General features: G+C 42.5%; 15 protein-coding genes. 12 read left to right on the forward strand and 3 right to left on the reverse strand.

The genetic code is table 11. The annotated features are described in order from the left end of the window. The first annotated feature begins 4 nt into the window (after positions 1 to 4). The 4 genes from aepY to FPZ45_RS16960 are packed head-to-tail and all read left to right on the forward strand — an operon-like array spanning position 5 to position 3800. Positions 5 to 1156 (forward strand): phosphonopyruvate decarboxylase, encoded by a 1152-nt coding sequence (gene aepY, locus FPZ45_RS16945; protein ID WP_186438440.1) that lies wholly within the window; start codon positions 5 to 7, stop codon positions 1154 to 1156. After that, the gene (locus FPZ45_RS16950) at positions 1156 to 2280 is read left to right on the forward strand and encodes a 2-aminoethylphosphonate aminotransferase (RefSeq protein ID WP_186438441.1); all 1125 of its coding nucleotides are present in this window, start codon (positions 1156 to 1158) and stop codon (positions 2278 to 2280) included. Before aepY ends, FPZ45_RS16950 begins: the two co-directional genes overlap by 1 nt. A 4-nt stretch (positions 2281 to 2284) precedes the next feature. Then, complete coding sequence (locus FPZ45_RS16955; RefSeq protein WP_144704416.1) at positions 2285 to 3034, forward strand: YheC/YheD family protein; 750 nt, start codon at positions 2285 to 2287, stop codon at positions 3032 to 3034. 4 nt (positions 3035 to 3038) lie between these two features. Then, positions 3039 to 3800: a YheC/YheD family protein gene (locus tag FPZ45_RS16960; RefSeq protein ID WP_144704419.1), complete on the forward strand. Its 762-nt coding sequence runs from the start codon at positions 3039 to 3041 to the stop codon at positions 3798 to 3800. Positions 3801 to 3877: 77 nt separating this feature from the next. Here FPZ45_RS16960 and FPZ45_RS16965 read toward each other — a convergent pair whose 3' ends face one another. Continuing rightward, positions 3878 to 4843, reverse strand: a complete 966-nt coding sequence (locus FPZ45_RS16965; RefSeq protein WP_144704422.1) for a ketoacyl-ACP synthase III — start codon at positions 4841 to 4843, stop codon at positions 3878 to 3880. Between the two features lie 200 nt (positions 4844 to 5043). On the opposite strand from FPZ45_RS16965, the gene FPZ45_RS16970 reads away from it, so the two are divergent. Further along, positions 5044 to 5670 carry a YhcN/YlaJ family sporulation lipoprotein gene (locus tag FPZ45_RS16970; RefSeq protein ID WP_144704425.1) on the forward strand — a complete coding sequence of 209 codons (627 nt, stop codon included), beginning with the start codon at positions 5044 to 5046 and terminating at the stop codon, positions 5668 to 5670. Positions 5671 to 5750: 80 nt separating this feature from the next. On the opposite strand, the gene FPZ45_RS16975 is transcribed toward FPZ45_RS16970, so the two are convergent. After that, positions 5751 to 6053, reverse strand: coding sequence for a hypothetical protein (locus FPZ45_RS16975; RefSeq protein ID WP_144704428.1), 303 nt, complete (start codon positions 6051 to 6053; stop codon positions 5751 to 5753). A 135-nt stretch (positions 6054 to 6188) separates the two neighbouring features. Here FPZ45_RS16975 and FPZ45_RS16980 point away from each other — a divergent pair, with 135 nt between their 5' ends. The 6 genes from FPZ45_RS16980 to FPZ45_RS17005 all read left to right on the forward strand — a co-directional run bounded on the left by FPZ45_RS16980 (position 6189) and on the right by FPZ45_RS17005 (position 15771). Further along, positions 6189 to 6383 (forward strand): helix-turn-helix domain-containing protein, encoded by a 195-nt coding sequence (locus FPZ45_RS16980; protein WP_144704431.1) that lies wholly within the window; start codon positions 6189 to 6191, stop codon positions 6381 to 6383. A gap of 493 nt (positions 6384 to 6876) precedes the next feature. Then, positions 6877 to 8232, forward strand: a complete 1356-nt coding sequence (locus tag FPZ45_RS16985) for a reverse transcriptase/maturase family protein (RefSeq protein WP_144704434.1) — start codon at positions 6877 to 6879, stop codon at positions 8230 to 8232. A 218-nt stretch (positions 8233 to 8450) separates the two neighbouring features. Next, the gene (locus FPZ45_RS16990) at positions 8451 to 10226 is read left to right on the forward strand and encodes a type I restriction-modification system subunit M (protein WP_144704437.1); all 1776 of its coding nucleotides are present in this window, start codon (positions 8451 to 8453) and stop codon (positions 10224 to 10226) included. Continuing rightward, a complete protein-coding gene (locus FPZ45_RS16995) occupies positions 10223 to 12121 on the forward strand; it encodes a restriction endonuclease subunit S (RefSeq protein WP_144704440.1) in 1899 nt (632 codons plus the stop codon). The genes FPZ45_RS16990 and FPZ45_RS16995 overlap by 4 nt, the downstream gene beginning before the upstream one ends. Positions 12122 to 12135: 14 nt before the next feature. Beyond that, a complete protein-coding gene (locus FPZ45_RS17000) occupies positions 12136 to 15189 on the forward strand; it encodes a type I restriction endonuclease subunit R (RefSeq protein ID WP_144704444.1) in 3054 nt (1017 codons plus the stop codon). Between the two features lie 309 nt (positions 15190 to 15498). Continuing rightward, positions 15499 to 15771 (forward strand): hypothetical protein, encoded by a 273-nt coding sequence (locus FPZ45_RS17005; protein ID WP_144704447.1) that lies wholly within the window; start codon positions 15499 to 15501, stop codon positions 15769 to 15771. A gap of 35 nt (positions 15772 to 15806) precedes the next feature. Here the strand turns inward: FPZ45_RS17005 and FPZ45_RS17010 are convergent, their stop codons facing one another. Beyond that, positions 15807 to 16184: a type II toxin-antitoxin system PemK/MazF family toxin gene (locus tag FPZ45_RS17010; protein ID WP_144704450.1), complete on the reverse strand. Its 378-nt coding sequence runs from the start codon at positions 16182 to 16184 to the stop codon at positions 15807 to 15809. A gap of 202 nt (positions 16185 to 16386) precedes the next feature. Here FPZ45_RS17010 and FPZ45_RS17015 point away from each other — a divergent pair, with 202 nt between their 5' ends. Then, the gene (locus FPZ45_RS17015; protein WP_144704453.1) at positions 16387 to 17271 is read left to right on the forward strand and encodes a tyrosine-type recombinase/integrase; all 885 of its coding nucleotides are present in this window, start codon (positions 16387 to 16389) and stop codon (positions 17269 to 17271) included. Positions 17272 to 17423: the final 152 nt, after the last annotated feature.

Below are 17423 nucleotides of genomic sequence, written 5' to 3' on the forward strand. Positions count from 1 at the left end.
TCAAGTGATTCAAACCGACATTTTCGGGAGAGAGCTTAAGAAGCTGGGATTCGATTTTTATACCGGGGTTCCTTGTTCCTTTTTGAAACACTTGATCAATTATGCCATCAATGAATGCGATTATATTGGCGCGGCTAACGAAGGCGATGCGGTTGCCATAGCGGCGGGTGCCTCTTTGGGTGGAAAAAAGGCAGTCGTGCTGATGCAAAATTCGGGATTGTCCAATGCGGTTTCGCCGCTCGTGTCGCTTATCTATCCATTCCGGATACCGGTTCTAGGATTCATCAGTTGGCGGGGCCAGCCCGGATTTCCGGATGAGCCGCAGCATGAGCTGATGGGAAGAATTACGACAAAAATGCTCGATTCCATGCACGTAAAATGGGCGATCTTATCCTCGGAGTGGATGGAAGCCAAGCGGCAGTTGGCGATTGCGGCGAAATATATCGAACATGATGTTCCCTTTTTCTTCGTCGTCCGGAACGGGACATTCGAACCTGAAACCCTCCGGAAGCACGATAGTCGGCGAAGCTTGAACCTGGTACACGCGATCGAGCTTGGCGACAGCCAGTTCCCTTCCCGACATGAAGCTTTGCAGACGATCAATAGGTGCAAAGACGACCGGACCGTACAACTGGCCACGACCGGTAAAACCGGCCGGCAATTGTATGAAATCGAGGATGCCTGCAATAACCTCTATATGGTCGGATCCATGGGCTGCGTCGGATCATTGGGTCTTGGGATTGCGCTTAGCAAACCGGAATTCGATATATGGGTGATCGACGGGGATGGCGCATTGCTCATGCGCATGGGCAGCCAGGCTACGATCGGGTATTACAATCCGGGCAATCTGCTTCATATTCTGCTGGACAATAACGCTCATGATTCTACGGGAGGACAGAAGACGGTTTCCCATAACGTAAATTTCGTCAATATCGCACGCTCATGCGGTTACGCCAAATCCATCTTCGTCCACAATCTGGATCAATTAAACGACTGCCTTAAAGAGTGGAAAAGGACGAAAGGCTTAACTTTTCTGCATCTGAAAATTTCAACCGGCAAGGAGGTCTCCCTTGGACGTCCCGCCAAGAAACCGCACGAGGTCATTAATAGGCTTAAGCAATTTTTGAACGGCAGACCCGAAGGCGAGGGGACCTGATGAGAACCGTCGAAAGAAAGGTGCTGCTGACTCCCGGACCGGCTACGACAACGGATGCCGTCAAATATGCGCAAGTGGTAACCGATGTATGCCCGCGAGAAAAAGAATTCGGATTACTCATGCAGAACGTCGCCCTCGAATTGACGCGCATCGTTGACGATTCCGGGTACTATTCGACCGTGTTGTTCGGGGGTTCCGGCACGGCCGCGGTGGAATCGATACTGAGCTCTGTCGTTCGGAAGGGCGACTTGATCGTCATCGTCAACAACGGTGCATATGGAAGGCGGATGTGCGAAATCGCCGAGGCCTACGGTCTGACTTATCTGGTCTTCCATGGAGAGCCTCATGTCGCTCTCGATCTGTCCGCTTTGGAATCGTTTCTCGATCATACCCGACAGCCCGTCACCCACTTGGCCGTCGTTCATCACGAGACGACGACCGGGCTCCTGAACGATATCGCCGAGATCGGAGCGATATGCGGAAGACGCGATATCCGGTTCATCGTAGATGCAATAAGTTCGTTCGCGGCTATTCCGATCCGGATGAAGGAAATGAACATTCATTATCTCGCGGCGAGCTCGAACAAAAATCTGCAAGCGATGCCCGGGATTTCGTTCGTCATCGCCGATTCGGAATTATTGCAACGGGGGCTGCCCGATAAACCGCGCAATTATTACTTGAATTTATTCGAGCAGCATCGTTTTTTCAGCGAGACCGGACAAACGCGATTTACGCCGCCGGTACAAACGATTTATGCGCTGAAACGGGCAATCGAGGAACTGAACGAAGAAGGCGTCGAGCAAAGGTATTTAAGGTATCAGGAGTGCTGGGAAACGTTAATCGAAGGCATACGGGGGCTGGGTTTACGGTATATATCCAGCTCACGTCTCCATTCTAAACTGGTCACCTCGATTTTCGAACCGGATTTCGACGGATACAACTTCAAAGAAATGCATGATTATTTGCATTTCAGAGGGTATACCATCTATCCGGGCAAACTCGACGAATTCAAGACGTTTCGCATTGCGAATATCGGAGATATCACCCCAAGCGATATCGAGGCCTTCATCGGGCTTCTTGAAATCTACTTCAGACGCAAGGGTTTTATCTTGAACGGGAGATGATCGGGTGGAGCACGCCATTGTTCGCAGCAAAATGAAAAAGGGGCTTCCGCTTATGGGCGATCCCTTCATGAAATATTATGTTCCGGATACGGACTGGTTGACATCACCCAGCTTCAACCGAATGTTGAAGTCTTATACCAGCGTGTTCGTTAAGCCGGACATCGGCAGAAAGGGAAACGGGATTATCCGGGTTCGGAATATAGGTAGAAAACGAGTTGAAATTTCTTCTCAACAAGGTACGATCGCGTGTCCGCGAGATCAGGCATACTCCAAAATCGAGCCTATGCTGCAACCGAATAAGAGCTACCTTGTCCAACAGGGAATTAATCTGGCGACATATAAAAGACGTCCTTTCGATGTCCGCGTCGTGCTGCAAAAGCCATCGGGCATTTGGAGAGCGACATTGATGTGCGCCAAAGTCGCTCCCCGTAAATCGTCGGTCGTCACCAACGTGGCCAAAGGCGCCAAAGATTACAATCTTTATCGGTTGCTCAGGAGAACCGATCAGATCTTGAAAACGTCGGAGGTCATGCGGGATTTATTAGATGTCTCCTTTCAAACCGCGCAGATATTAAACGCTAAATTTCCCCTTAGAATCGTTGGATTAGATTTGGCTGTAGATAAGAGAGGCAAGGTCTGGTTTCTCGAAGCCAATACGAAACCGGATAACGTAGGCTTGGAGTCGATCGATCGGAGGCTGCATCGCAAATATTTGAAGGCTAAAAGAATCATCAGGAAAGCTTCAGAGGAGTGAGTTGATGGTAACCAAATGGGATCCTTCCAAGTGGGAGATTCATAAGCTGTATTCCGGACATCCCGACTTGAAGAAGCTGTTGCCGCATACTGAGATTCTTTCCAGAGGAACGTTGTCCGAGTTCTTAAACCGTTACTCCTACGTCTATATCAAGGGGAAGAACGAACATACCGGCTTGAGAATGATCAAAGCGCGCAAGATCCGGCACGGATACGAATTCGTAAACGTAAAAGGCGATCCGATCTACACCGAATCCTTCGAGGATTTCTATGAGCAAGTAACAGAAGGAAGAAGATCAAGCTCGATTCTTGTGCAAAGGGCAATCGATCTGGCCAAGATTGAGGGGAGACCGTTCTCCACTCGTCTCATGTTGATGCGGGACAGGAGAGAAAAGTGGCAATATGCGGGGATGCTTGCCAAAGTCGCCGGCGAACACAGCGTGGTAACAAACATACGGAGGGGCGGGGGATACGCCGCCACCATCGAGCATGCCTTGTCCAAGTCATTGGGATATAGCCGCGAACAAATCGAGAGAATGAAAGAAAAGATAATCGATACGGGTTATCGTTTAATACGTTACGCCGCAAAACGAGGATACAAAACCTATGAAACAGGCATCGATATCGGTATCGATAAGAAAGGACAAATTTGGATTATCGAGGTTAACCTGGCTTACCCATCATACGGATTGTTCAATCGATTAGAAGATAAAACTTATTATCGTAGGATAAAAGAATTGGCAGCGGAATATAAAAAGAAGAAATAAGAATAAATTGACGCGAAGAAGCACCAACCGACTAGGGAATCGTCCCTTCGTTTGTTGGTGCTTTTCCCCATGTGCAATTAGATTGTCCATTCGAGCAGCAAACCAGATTGCGTCAATCCGGAGCCGAATCCGTACAAGGCGACCAACTGGTTCGGACGAAGCTTGCCTTCCTTATAAGCCGCGTCCAGAGCAAGCGGGATCGTAGCGGCGGAAGTATTGCCGTTGCGAACGACGCTTTCCAAAGCTTTCTCGAAAGGGAATTCCATCCGCTCGCAGATCGCTTCGATCATGCGGAGATTGGCGCTATGAGGAACGAACCAATCGAGCTGATGTATTGTCCGACCAGCTTTGCTAAGCAAATCCGCGACGCCTCCCGGTACGGTAGATAATGCCCATTTGTACACCTCTCGGCCGTTCTGCACAATCTTTCCGCCTGGATAGCTGTACACATGCATGCCTCCAGTTCCGTCCGTTACGGCGTTCGAAGCAAGGAACGCGCCTGATTCGGCAGCCTCGACAAGCACCGCGCCGGCGCCATCGCCGAATAGGATACACGTGGAACGGTCCGAATAATCGGTAATTTTCGTCAACGTTTCCGCTCCGATGACGACGATTCGGCGATAGGCTCCGCTTAAGATGAGCCCGTTCGCCATCTGCAGGGCGGACACGAATCCCGCGCAAGCGGCGCTAATGTCGACAGCTAAGCATCTCTCCGCTCCGATCGCTTGCTGAACTTGCGAAGCGACGGACGGAAACGGCATGTCGGGCGTCGTCGTTGCCACGATAATGCCGTCGACCGAGGAAGCATCGATGGCCGGGAAACGTTCCAGCATGTTCTGCACGGCGGCGATCGCCAGGCGGCTTGTCGTTTGCTCCGCTGAAGCGCGATGCCGCTGTTCGATACCCGTGCGTCTAACGATCCATTCGTTATTCGTATCGACCATTTGTTCCAAATCCGCGTTCGTAATCAGCTGTTCGGGCACGTAACTTCCAATAGCCGCAATATGAGCCGTTGAGCTTATGCCGGTGATGCGCTGCGTCATGTTACCGCCTCCGAATATTTTGGTATTAAGTATTAGTACCAGGTTCTAATGACTACATCATACTTTGGGCGATCTCCTTTGTCAATACTGCAATTGGATCAGCGCAGCGGAGCAGAAATCGAATAATAACGGCTTTCAAAGCGCACTCTATGTTGTGGCGGCACCGCTAAGCATACGACTAAGAAGGGGGCAATATTCCCATGCGCAAAGGGATAGTAGCCAGCTCCGTCTTATTATCATCCGCAATTGCTTTGTCGGGATGCATGAATAATACGGGGGATTTGGGAAACAAAAATATTCGCAATAACTCCGTTCACAATAACGCCGTGCGCGAATACGGAGTCGATAGACACAAGCTGCATGGAAGCGCTCTGAGAATGCATTTCGCCAACGATTCGGACAACGACCAGAATCGCATGTACGGGGAAAGGCGCATTAATAACAACGTCATTGGCATGCATGGCAACTCAAGGATCGAATCGAGCGACCGAATCGCAAACAAAATATCCGCGATGCCGGGCATCGGGTCGGCGTTCGTGATCATGACGGATCATAACGCGTATGTGGCCGTCAAAGAACACGTCAAAGCGAATAGCGGAAGCACCGCGCTGACGGACGAAGTCAAAGACAAGATCGTAGATCAAGTCAAATCGCTGTCGCCATCCGTAGAGAATGTCTACGTCTCCGCGAATCCGGACTTCGCAGGCCGGATGGAAGGTTATGCGACTAACGTCAAAGCCGGCCATCCGATCCAAGGTTTCCTGGCCGAATTCAACGCACTTGTCGAGCGTGTGTTTCCGGCTCCTTCTGGCACGAGAGCCCGTTAGACGACGTGACTGCCATATTCGAAAAAGGGCTGTCCCATAAGCGATTGGGCTGCCCTTTTTTTGTTGCCACCGTCCACGGGTTATGTAACGGTCCCGCATACCGTAACAGACGGCGAACCACCGTTCACGGGCGCTCTAACGGTCTCGCAGGCCCTTACAACCGCCAAAACCTCGCTCGCGTGCGCTGTAACGGTCTCGCAGGCCCTTACAACAGCCAAAACCTCGCTCGCGTGCGCTGTAACGGTCTCGCAGACCGTTACAGCCGCAAAAACCTTGTCCGTGCACACTCTAACGGTCCCGCAGACCGTAACAGCCACCAAAATCCCATCCGCGCACACTCTAACGGTCCTGCAGACCGTAACAGACGCCGAACCACCGCCCATTAGTCGCGAACTTCAGGCACGGTGCCCATTTTGTCGGACCGCCGCACCAGAGGAAAACCCTTTTCATATGATAAAGTTGACTGTATCCCTATACCTTGTAATCACACATTCCCGGGCAAGGAGGGGTGACAAACGTTGAAAGGCAGCGACCATAAAAGCAAATTCCTACTCACCAATCGGGAACGCGAAGTCTTCGAACTGCTCGTACAGGACAAGACGACCCGCGACATTGCGCAGCAGTTGTTTATCAGCGAGAAAACGGTTCGCAACCACATCTCGAATGTGATGTGTTTTGAAACACACCCAAATGAGAACGGCGGGAAGCGTTGATTTTATTGGGTTTTTCGGAGTTAACTCATCTGTGTGGTGTTTGTTCAATAAGAAGAGTTGCTTTATTGTGATAAGTACGGATAAGCAATGAGTATGTCCTTAAACAACGCAAGTTTTACGGAATAATAACTGCTTGCAGTAAACATTGAATAACCGAGAAGTTTGTCTTATACTGGAAGAGTAATAACGCCTTATGTATCGACATAAGGGTAAGGGATTGTTGTCAACTGTCTGATTAGCATTCCTATCTGGAATCGGGTCTCGGTTGATAGCTGTTTAGATAGCATGACTGTGACAAGCCAACTCACAAGCATGAAGTCTAATCCTCCCATCTCCTTAACTATTATAACGTAGTTAAGTATTGAGCGAATTGTTGGGCAGCTGGATTCATTATGTATTTTATAACTGAATGCAAGTCGGGTTATACCTGTCGGCTTAGGGATGCTGCCCCTCATGTCGACAGGTATTACGCCTTTAATGGGGGAATTATTATATGGACCTTCATGAATGGAAAGAAAAACATAAAGCGAGAAGAGGTCTTGCCCACTTTGATTCAAAAGTATCATTGGATCAAGTTTGGAACTATATCAGTGATCCACGGCGGGTTACAATGCATGGTTTTTACCCGTTCATTCACTATACTCTGTCGTTCCGCAAATATCATGAAGCGAGCGTAAACAAGACTAAAACTAAGACGCGTGAGATTTGTTATTCAGCTCACATAGATCGATACATTTACCAGTATTATGGATTCAAATTGAATCAATATTATAATTTGTATGTTAAAGATAATGGTACTGATAATGCCGTTATCGCTTATCGAGATAACCTACCTAAAAACAATATTCATTTTGCCAAAAGAGCGATTGATTTTATCAAGAGTAATAATGAGTGCTATATGATGATTGGAGACTTCACGAAATTTTTCGATAGTCTAGATCATAAGTATTTGAAGGAAATGCTGTGTCGCTTGCTAGGAGCAGACAAGCTACCATCAGACTATTATGCTGTTTATAAGAACATAACAAAGTATTCTCTTTGGAACCGAGATGATCTGTTGGCGCTTAATGGGTTTACGGATAAACGAAAAGATGTTGAGGCGTTCAATAAATTAGAGAGGGCAATTTCCTTAGAACAGTTTAAGAGCTTGAAGAAGCAATGTGTAAAACGGAATAAAAATAGCTTTGGAATACCGCAAGGTTCTGCGATTAGTGCCGTTTTTTCCAATATATATATGCTGGATTTTGATAAGCTAATTAACGACTATATAGTTGAGAATCACGGGCTGTATATGAGATACTGCGATGATTTTATCATTATTCTGCCCAAGAGAACCGCGGAACATTTTAAAATGCAGTTTCAACATATTCGTTCTGTGGTCGATTCAGTTCCTAAGGTGGAATTGGAATCAGAGAAAACTCAAATTTTTGAATATAGTAATGGAACCATAAAGAGTCGCAATGAAGATGTGTTGAGTAATGTGAAGAATGGTAAGGATTTTATGAACTACCTAGGATTCACTTTTGATGGTCGGACGGTTTCGATAAGAGATAAAACGATTTCTAAGTATTATTACAGGCTTTACCGAAAATTGAAGACCGTTGTGCGAACCAATGGTATCACTAAGAAAAGAAACAGAATAAGTAGTCGGAACATTTATGAGAAATACTCGATTAAAGGTGCGGCGGTTGGTAAGAGGCATCAGGACGGAAACTTCATTACATATGCTTTGAAGGCAGAACGTTTTTTTAAGGGTGAAAGAGCGGTTGCACTAATAAGACAGAGACACATGCAGAAGATTAGAAAACAGTTGAAGAAAGTCAATAACGAATTAAGTCCCCACAGCTAGGTCTTCATAATATTTAAATTCTAAAATTGTCTCCCCACTGTTACGAGAGATCGGATTAGTGGGGATTTTTTCTGCTTTACATCTAAATTGACGAGAACGTACTATCGTTGTTAGCGTATCGAGTATAATTATGATGCCAATTGTCTAATGAAGGACAATACAGCCCAATTGTTGAATAAATCAAAGGCACTATTTTATATGGAAGAGGGATAGGCAGGATGTCAGAAGTTTATTCAAGCAAGCAAACAACAGTGAACATTACGGAAAAGTCCAATATGATATGGAACAATGCAAACCATTTAGTAGGACTTTATAAACCACATGAATATGGCAAAGTTATTCTTCCGATGACGGTTATTAAGAGATTTCATGATACACTTCTACCAACCAGAGGGAAAGTGCTTGAAACTTACGAAAAGGTTAAGAACTTTGAAGTAAAGGATGGCTTTTTGGAAGCTGCATCAGGATTAAGCTTTTATAACGTAAGTTCTTTTACCTTTGAGTCGCTCTTGGCAGACTCTTCTCATATCGAAGAAAACTTTCGAGCATATCTAAATGGTTTCTCCGACAATGTACAAGATGTACTTGCTCATTTTGAATTTGATAAAGAAATTACAAAACTCGCTAATAACAACATCCTCTTCTACATCATTCAGGAGTTCAACAAAAAGTCTAGTTATCTTGGTGCTGATCTTATTACCGCAGTTGATATGGGCTATATATTTGAAGATTTAATCAAAACATTTTCAGAAAGTTACAATGAAGAAGCAGGGGCGCACTTTACAAGCCGTGACATTATATATCTAATGACAGATCTGCTTATTTGTGATGAGAAAAATTCCCTAGTAGAAAATGGCGTTGTTAAAACTGTTTATGACCAAACAATGGGGACATCTCAGATGTTAGGGTGTATGGAGGAGCGTCTCCGAGCATTAGATTCAGATGCGGAAATACGTTGTTTTGGGCAGGAATTTAATCCTGAAACATACGCAATAGCAAAAGCAGACATGATTATTAAGGGTGGTAACGCTGACAATATGAAGTTTGGCGATACACTGTCTGACGATAAGTTCTCAGGGTATACCTTTGACTACTGTATTTCGAATCCACCATTTGGTATTGACTGGAAACGGGAAGAGGCTGCGGTTAAAGCGGAACATAGGCTCGGTGACAAAGGTAGATTCGGAGCAGGGTTACCCAAAATATCTGATGGTCAAATGCTGTTTATGTTGAATGGTGTGAGCAAGTTAAAGAACACAGGTAAAATGGCGATTATTCAAAATGGTTCACCGTTGTTTTCTGGCGCAGCTGGCTCTGGAGAAAGTGAGATTAGAAGATATTTAATTGAAAATGATTGGCTCGATGCAATTATACAACTTCCAAGTGATTCATTTTACAATACAGGTATTACAACCTATGTTTGGATAGTTACAAAAAGCAAGCCTCCGCATAGAGAAGGTAAAGTACAGCTTATAGATGCTTCTAATATGTACGAACAAAGAAGAAAATCTATCGGCAACAAGAAAAATGACATATCAGATGCTTGTAGAGAAATTATCGTACAAGCTTATGGTGAATATCAAAACAAAACCTATTTAATAGGCGAGAAAACATGTGAATCAAAAATTATTGATAACATTGACTTCGGCTTTAACAAGATAATTATTGAAAGCCCATTGCTTAACGAAGATGGACAGCCAGTTATGAAGGGCAAAAAGGTAACACCAGATACTTCAAAAAGAGATACAGAAAATGTGCCATTAACAGAAGATATTGATGTTTACTTTGAAAGCGAAGTAAAGTCATTTAATCCTGAATCATGGATTGATAAAAGCAAAACTACCGTTGGATACGAAATTCCATTCACAAGGTATTTTTATGAATATATAGAACCTGAAAGAAGCGGAGATATAGCGAAGAGATTAAATATACTTGAAAAAAGTATCGTTGCCTCCCTTGAAAAATTGTTTTCAAAGAGTGGTGACACAAAATGAGTCGACAGATGATGGACAGTGGGGCAGATTGGATCGGTGAGATGCCTTGTCATTGGGAGACAACGAAGTTAAAGTATATTTTTTCAATAAAAAAAGATATTTCTAATGAATTGGGTCATGATATTCTGTCTGTAACGCAAAGTGGAATAAAGATAAAAGATATCTCTAAAAACGAGGGGCAAATATCAGCTGATTACAGCAAGTATCAACTAGTAGATATCGATGATTTTGTTATGAATCATATGGATTTACTTACGGGATGGGTTGATTGTTCAAGCTATCAGGGAGTGACTAGCCCTGATTATAGAGTATTTAAGTTGCTCGATGCAGGGAGTTATTGTAAGGAATTTTATACTTATTTATTTCAAGCATGCTACATGAATAAGGTGTTTTATGGCTTAGGACAGGGTGTTTCCAATTTAGGAAGATGGAGATTACAAACTGACAAATTTTTAAACTTTATACTACCTAAATTTCCTCTAACAGAACAACAAGCTATTGCCGAATACCTGGACCATAGATGTGCAGAGATTGACAATATTATTAAAAACACAAAATCTTCTATTGAAGAATATAAGGCATATAAACAAGCGGTAATCACAGAATCTGTTTCCAAAGGATTAAATCCAAATGTGCTAATGAAAAAAAGCGGAATAGAGTGGATTGGAGAGATACCAGAACATTGGAGAGTAACCAGAGTTAAATATCTACTCGATGAAAGTAAAGAAAAATCTATCAAGGGTATCGAAGAACCGCTATCAATGAGCCAACAATTCGGGGTCATTAAATCATCAGAACTCGATATTCCAAATCCCACTTCTAGTTACATTGGTGGGAAACTTGTGTATAAAGATTTTCTGGTCTTTAATAAATTAAAAGCACATTTAGGTGTTTTTGCGGTATCACCTTATAGCGGAGTAGTTAGTCCCGATTATGCGGTTTATGTTGGTAAAGAAGGGGCTTCTGTAAAATTTCTTGAATATCTTTTCAAGACACAGAAATGTATTCAACAATTCAAAAAATATATCAGAGGTGTGGGTGCAGGATTAAGTCGCCTTTATACAAGCGATTTATTTAATATTAAAATTGCTTTACCTAATTACCATGAACAGGTTGCTATTACAGATTTCATCGAAAAGAAATGTGTTGAAATTGATAACCTGATTCTCCAAAAGAAACAGTTAATATCAGAACTTGAAACCTATAAAAAATCCTTAATCTATGAATGTGTAACAGGAAAACTGAATGTTGGAGTAACAGAAACCAAACAAATATCAATCCCAATTCACCCTATTTTCCCCGCCCTACTTGCAACCAATAAAAAACGTTTTGCACAGGCGGTTTTGGCAAGCAAAGTTATCGATGTTGCCCATACTTCACAACTTGGGCGTGTAAAGCTTGAAAAAATACTATACACTATCGAAACACATATTGGATTTGATTTTGATACGGATTATAAGCGGCAGATCGCAGGTCCACTTGATGGCTCAATCTATCAATGTGAGAACATGATATCTCAAAGAAACAAGTGGTTTAGAATTAATGTAACCAAAAGCAGCGTGAAGTATAGTCCTGCCAAGGATATGGCTAATTATAAAAAGTATTATCAAAAATACTACGTGAACTACGCTGGCGAAATAGATAGGATTATTAACATATTTAACTCTCTTTCTACCGATGAAGCTGAAATTTTTGCAACTCTTTACGCCTCTTGGAATGATTTTGTTATTTGCGGTGGTGCATTTACTGATGAAGATATTGTCAGCGATGTTTTAAACAACTGGCATGAGAGTAAAAAACGATTTTCAAAAGATACATGGCTTCATGCTATCGAACAAATGAAACAACTTGAACTCGTTCCAAGAGGGTATGGCAAAAAGACGATAATCGAATAAGGTGGTCGGGAAGAATGCAAGACAATGAAAAACGATTTGAGCAGGATATTGAAAGCTTTCTCCTTTCCCCAAATGGCGGTTTCATAAAAAGTGATCTTAGTACCTATAACCGTGACAAAGCCATTGATATGGAAAAACTTATCGCTTTTCTTTGCGCATCACAGCCAAAAGAATGGGAGCGTCAAATTAAGCGTGATGGCGAAGATGCTCAAACTCGACTTTATCGTTGTTTGCAAACGAATATCGACGGTCAAGGATTAATCCATGTCCTAAGACACGGAATCATTGACCGTGGTATCAAATTCAAACTTGCCTTTTTTAGACCAGAGACAAAGCTCAATAATACTGTTATTAAACAATATAGCGACAATATATTAGGCTGTACTCGCCAATTTAGATATTCAACACAAAATGAAAAATCAATTGATATGGTGTTATCGTTAAATGGTATTCCAATTGTAGCCATAGAGCTTAAAAACCAACTAAAAGGTCAATCCGTAGATAATGCAAAGAGGCAGTTTATGTATGACCGTGATCCGAAAGAGTTCATTTTCGGGTTTAACAATAGAATTCTTGTGTATTTTGCCGTTGATCTATCCGAAGTAGCAATGACAACGCATTTACGGGGTAAGGATACTCTCTTTTTGCCCTTTAATCAAGGATCTAATGGAGCGGGCGAGGTTGGCGGTGGAGGAAACCCTGAGGGTGATGGAGAAGGCTACATCACTTCTTATTTATGGGAAAAAGTTCTGCAAAAGAACGCTCTCCTTGACATACTCCAGAGATATATACACTTGGATATCTCAGAATCCACTGAAAAAGTGAATGGAAAGCGCAAAACGAAAACAAGCAAGAAAATCATCTTCCCAAGATATCATCAGCTTGATGTTGTGACAAAGCTGGCAGCTAACGTTAGAGCAAATGGTAGTGGGAAGAATTACTTAATCCAACATTCCGCAGGGTCGGGAAAAAGCAATTCTATCGCATGGCTTGCTTACCGCCTATCTACCCTTCACGATATAGACGACAAAAGTGTATTTACTTCCGTAATTGTGGTTACAGACCGTCGTGTGCTTGACAATCAACTGCAAAATACGATTTCAGGCTTCGATCATATCGAAGGTGTAGTTGAAACCATTGACGAAAAGAAGACATCAAAAGATTTGCGTGATGCTATTAATGATGGCAAAAAAATTATTATCACTACGCTTCAAAAGTTCCCAGTTATCTATGAGGAAATAGACGATAACAAAGGCAGAAGGTTCGCTCTTATTGTGGATGAGGCACATTCTTCTCAAACTGGTAATAGCGCTAAGAAGTTAAAGGCAGCTCTTGCTGATGTAGAAGAGGCTTTGAAAGAATATGCCGAAATTGAAAACCAAGCAGAATCCGAAGTGGAAGATACTGAGGATCAGCTTGTAAAAGAACTGATTACACACGGTAAGCACAAGAATTTATCGTTCTTTGCTTTCACTGCCACCCCAAAAGAAAAAACGCTTGAAATGTTTGGTGAAAAGCAAGACGATGGCACTTTCCGCCCTTATCATATTTATAGTATGCGACAGGCTATCGAGGAGGAATTTATTCTCGATGTGCTTAAAAACTATATGACGTATAAAACTTGCTATAAGATTGCCAAGAATACTCCTGACAACCCTGAGGTTCCATCGACCAAGGCGGTTAAAGCAGTTCGTAGATATCAGGAGCTGCACCCGCATAATCTGCAACAAAAAACAGCTGTTATAGTAGAACAATTTAGAGAGATTACCAAGAATAAAATTGGTGGCAACGCAAAAGCAATGGTGGTTACGGCATCTCGCCTTCACGCAGTTCGCTATTATCACGAATTTAAGCGGTATATTGAGAAGAATAGGTATGACGAGATTGATATTCTTATTGCCTTTTCAGGTATAATAAATGATCTCAATGAGTATGGAGACACGGTTGCCTATACAGAAGAGGGTATGAACAAGCGAGTAGATGGCTCAACTGTCAAAGAAAAGCAGTTGCCAGAAGAATTTCATCACGATTTCAACTGTTTAATCGTTGCTGAAAAGTATCAAACAGGGTTTGACGAGCCATTGCTTCACACAATGTTTGTAGACAAAAAACTTGATGGTGTAAAGGCAGTACAGACACTATCAAGACTGAACCGAACTTGTCGCGGCAAAGAGGATACATTTATTTTGGACTTCGTGAACTCTGCAGAGGATATGAAAAAATCCTTCTCGCGTTTTTACGAAGCCACTTTTCTTGATGAAGAAATAAATGCAACTCTAATTTACCAAACACAAAGTTTATTACGTAAGTTCAAGCTGTATAATGATGCTGACATTGAGAGTTTCATCAAAATATACTATAAGAATGGTGATCAGACCGATAAAGACCTTGGCAAAATGACTGCCCTCTTAAAGCCAGTTGTAGATAGATACAATAACCTTGATGTTGAAAAACGTTATGAATACCGAATGACAATAAGGAATTTTAACAAGTGGTATTCTTATATTGCTCAAGTAGTAAGAATGTTTGATAAGAGCCTCGAAAAGGAATTTGCATTTACTTCTTATCTTGCGAAAATGATTCCTAAAGAAAACGACAAGAAGATTAATTTGGAGGACAAGCTGCGCTTGGAGTTTTACAAACTTGAAAAAACATTTAAAGGCGACATTAGCCTTGAAACCAATTCGCAGTATCAAATACTTACAAATCCCAAAAGGTTCGTTCCAGAATCCGTAGTCATCGGTGATGATGAACTTTTAGAAAACATCATCAGGAAGATTAACGAGCGGTTTAATGGAATGTTTACAGAGGGCGATAGGGTTATCGTAGAAACGATTTATAATAAGGTTGTAAAGGATAATAAGAAGCTTAAGACGTATGCTAAAAATAACGATGCTGAAGTTTTTGAACGTAGCATTTTTCCTGACATATTCAAAAAAATTGCACAGGAATGTTATACAGAATCAATGACTTCATTCTCGAAATTATTTGAAGACAAGAAGTTTTATAATTCTGTGATGGAAGAGATTGCAAGGGAATCATATAAGGACTTAAGAAGTGGGGAGTAGAATCAATATTGTAAATGTTTCTGTTGATTGGAAGATCTAAGAGTATCAAAAGAAGCGGACCCTCTTATTCAGAGGTGTCCGCTTCTTAAGCGTTAGATTACTAATAGATACTCATACCTTACTGTGAAGCTTCGTAACTTTCAATGTGTAGTGTAGGTTCGATTAATTCGTATCGAACTGCCGTAGGTCATCTGGTTCTCATGTTGATTCTCAAAAATTCTTAAACAATATTATTGCCAAAAATAACCATTCGAGTTATCCTGGGATCCACAAATTGGTTGATGACCCAAGAGGGAAGAAGGATAACGGATGATAGAGCAGTACAATAAGTTAGTTGAGCAAGAGGACAGGTTACTTGAACAAATTGAAACCGTCGAAAAGTGTATGGATGCTATTTACAGTTTTACATTTAAGCACGAAGAAGACTTGAATCAAGCAACAGTGACGAAACTTTTAGTAATGCTCCAATCTGCTCAGAACGAATATAGAATGGAGTTGATTCATCTTCGTCTCAACAAAATGATTTTTGCCTATCGGTTAAATTCTTGGAATAAAACTAGCTCTGACTTGACTGAAAAATGAAAATAGAAGTCTGCGCTGCTTCTATTGCGTTATGCTCATTTAAATCCGAGGCTGATTAAAATTGATTTCTCTATATTTCGAAATTCTTCGGTATCGAAGTCGATTTTTCCAATGTATTTTGCGAGGCATGACTTGTCTATCGTTCGTATTTGCTCGCAAAGCACATGCGAATCGTACAGTAAGCCAGCGATTCCCTCTCGAAGATGTACATGAGTGGGCAGAGGCTTATTTTGTCTGGTTAACGGAGCGATTAAGGTCGTTGGTGAATGGCGATTGCCAGTATTGTTTTGAAGAATGATCACTGGACGATATTTGGATTGGACAGACCCCCGCTCTGCTGGTAAATCACATAAGTATAGTTCCCCTCGTTGGATCGTTCTCTCTGTTTGCAACCAGTCAATAATTTGCGCCATTGTGATACCCTCTCTTTGGATTTTATAGTAATGCTGAATCATATCATCGAAAGAGATATCTTCAAAAATTATCGTATGCGTTAGGATAGAGAATTTTGATTATATGCCCTTTCGTGCTATAAAAGGGCGTAGAATCTCCCAACCAGAGTGGCATTCATGAAGGAAAAAGAGGTTCCAGAATGTTGAAGAGGAGTTGAGCGGCTTGGACTTTGCCCTATATTTGAAGCAACAAGAGATACGCCCCAAAACCATTAAAGCTTATTGCACGACTGTGCTTGAATATGAAAAGTGGTGTTCGGCTCTTCCCGAACAGGAAGACTTGCTAACTCAACTGCTTGTCTTGGAATTTAAATCATACTTGAAGACGATCAGAAAGAACCATCCTAAGACAATCAATCGAAAGCTTGCGGGACTCCGCAAGTGGATACAATATTTAAGTATGCATGGGCAACTCAAGGAAGCGATTCATGTCAAGGATGAGATGATTTCAGAGATGGAGCGATTAAGAGAGCCACGCTACTTGGATCGTGATCAGGTACGTGAAATACGCAAATCTATTGAGAAGGAACCGAACAACTTCCTTCGCGCACGTGACCGCTGTATGATTTACTTGATGCTGTATTTGGGATTCCGACTGGAAGAAATGTTGAATATTCAGCTTGCCGATCTCATTCGGACTCCTGGTAAACAGAAGGTCATTATCCGTGAGGGAAAAGGCGGTTTCTACGCTGAAATGGCATTAGAGAGCGTTGAGTTACGAAATGCGATTGACCAATGGTTTGAAGAACGAGCGATGAGCCGATTTGCGGATAGTCCGTATTTATTCGTCAGTCGAAAAGCTCCGCACGCGGGGAAGCGATCTGTTGTCAGGATGATTGAGCGAGTCCGCAAGACATCGGGAGTGGCTGAGTTCACCAGCCATCAACTGCGTCATACATTTGGGAAGCGAATAATAGATGAAACGGGCAATATCAAAAAAGCTCAAGAGCTACTTCGCCATCGGCACACATCATCGACCGAAATTTATACGCTGCACCGTACAGAAGAGTTAAGTGATGTTCTACGTAAGATGGATGACCTCGTATAACACAAAAACCAAGCATGCGCCCCTATCCAATCGGTAAGCTGCTTGGTTTTATCTATTCTATGCGAGAGAACGGTTCTATCTCACCTATCTATCGTATCGGATAGAGATGATGTATCTATCCTGTCTGACAAAGCTGATATATCTATTGAATA

The sequence above is a fragment of the Cohnella terricola genome, assembly GCF_007786475.1.
GTDB lineage: Bacteria > Bacillota > Bacilli > Paenibacillales > Paenibacillaceae > Cohnella > Cohnella terricola.

Coding starts and splice junctions, on each gene's coding strand:
- FPZ45_RS16950 (WP_186438441.1), top strand. CDS start 1,156: ATGAGAACCGTCGAAAGAAAGGTGCTGCTGACTCCCGGACCGGCTACG.
- FPZ45_RS16960 (WP_144704419.1), top strand. CDS start 3,039: ATGGTAACCAAATGGGATCCTTCCAAGTGGGAGATTCATAAGCTGTAT.
- FPZ45_RS16965 (WP_144704422.1), bottom strand. CDS start 4,843: ATGACGCAGCGCATCACCGGCATAAGCTCAACGGCTCATATTGCGGCT.
- FPZ45_RS16970 (WP_144704425.1), top strand. CDS start 5,044: ATGCGCAAAGGGATAGTAGCCAGCTCCGTCTTATTATCATCCGCAATT.
- FPZ45_RS16975 (WP_144704428.1), bottom strand. CDS start 6,053: ATGGGCGGTGGTTCGGCGTCTGTTACGGTCTGCAGGACCGTTAGAGTG.
- FPZ45_RS16985 (WP_144704434.1), top strand. CDS start 6,877: ATGGACCTTCATGAATGGAAAGAAAAACATAAAGCGAGAAGAGGTCTT.
- FPZ45_RS16990 (WP_144704437.1), top strand. CDS start 8,451: ATGTCAGAAGTTTATTCAAGCAAGCAAACAACAGTGAACATTACGGAA.
- FPZ45_RS16995 (WP_144704440.1), top strand. CDS start 10,223: ATGAGTCGACAGATGATGGACAGTGGGGCAGATTGGATCGGTGAGATG.
- FPZ45_RS17000 (WP_144704444.1), top strand. CDS start 12,136: ATGCAAGACAATGAAAAACGATTTGAGCAGGATATTGAAAGCTTTCTC.
- FPZ45_RS17005 (WP_144704447.1), top strand. CDS start 15,499: ATGATAGAGCAGTACAATAAGTTAGTTGAGCAAGAGGACAGGTTACTT.
- FPZ45_RS17010 (WP_144704450.1), bottom strand. CDS start 16,184: ATGGCGCAAATTATTGACTGGTTGCAAACAGAGAGAACGATCCAACGA.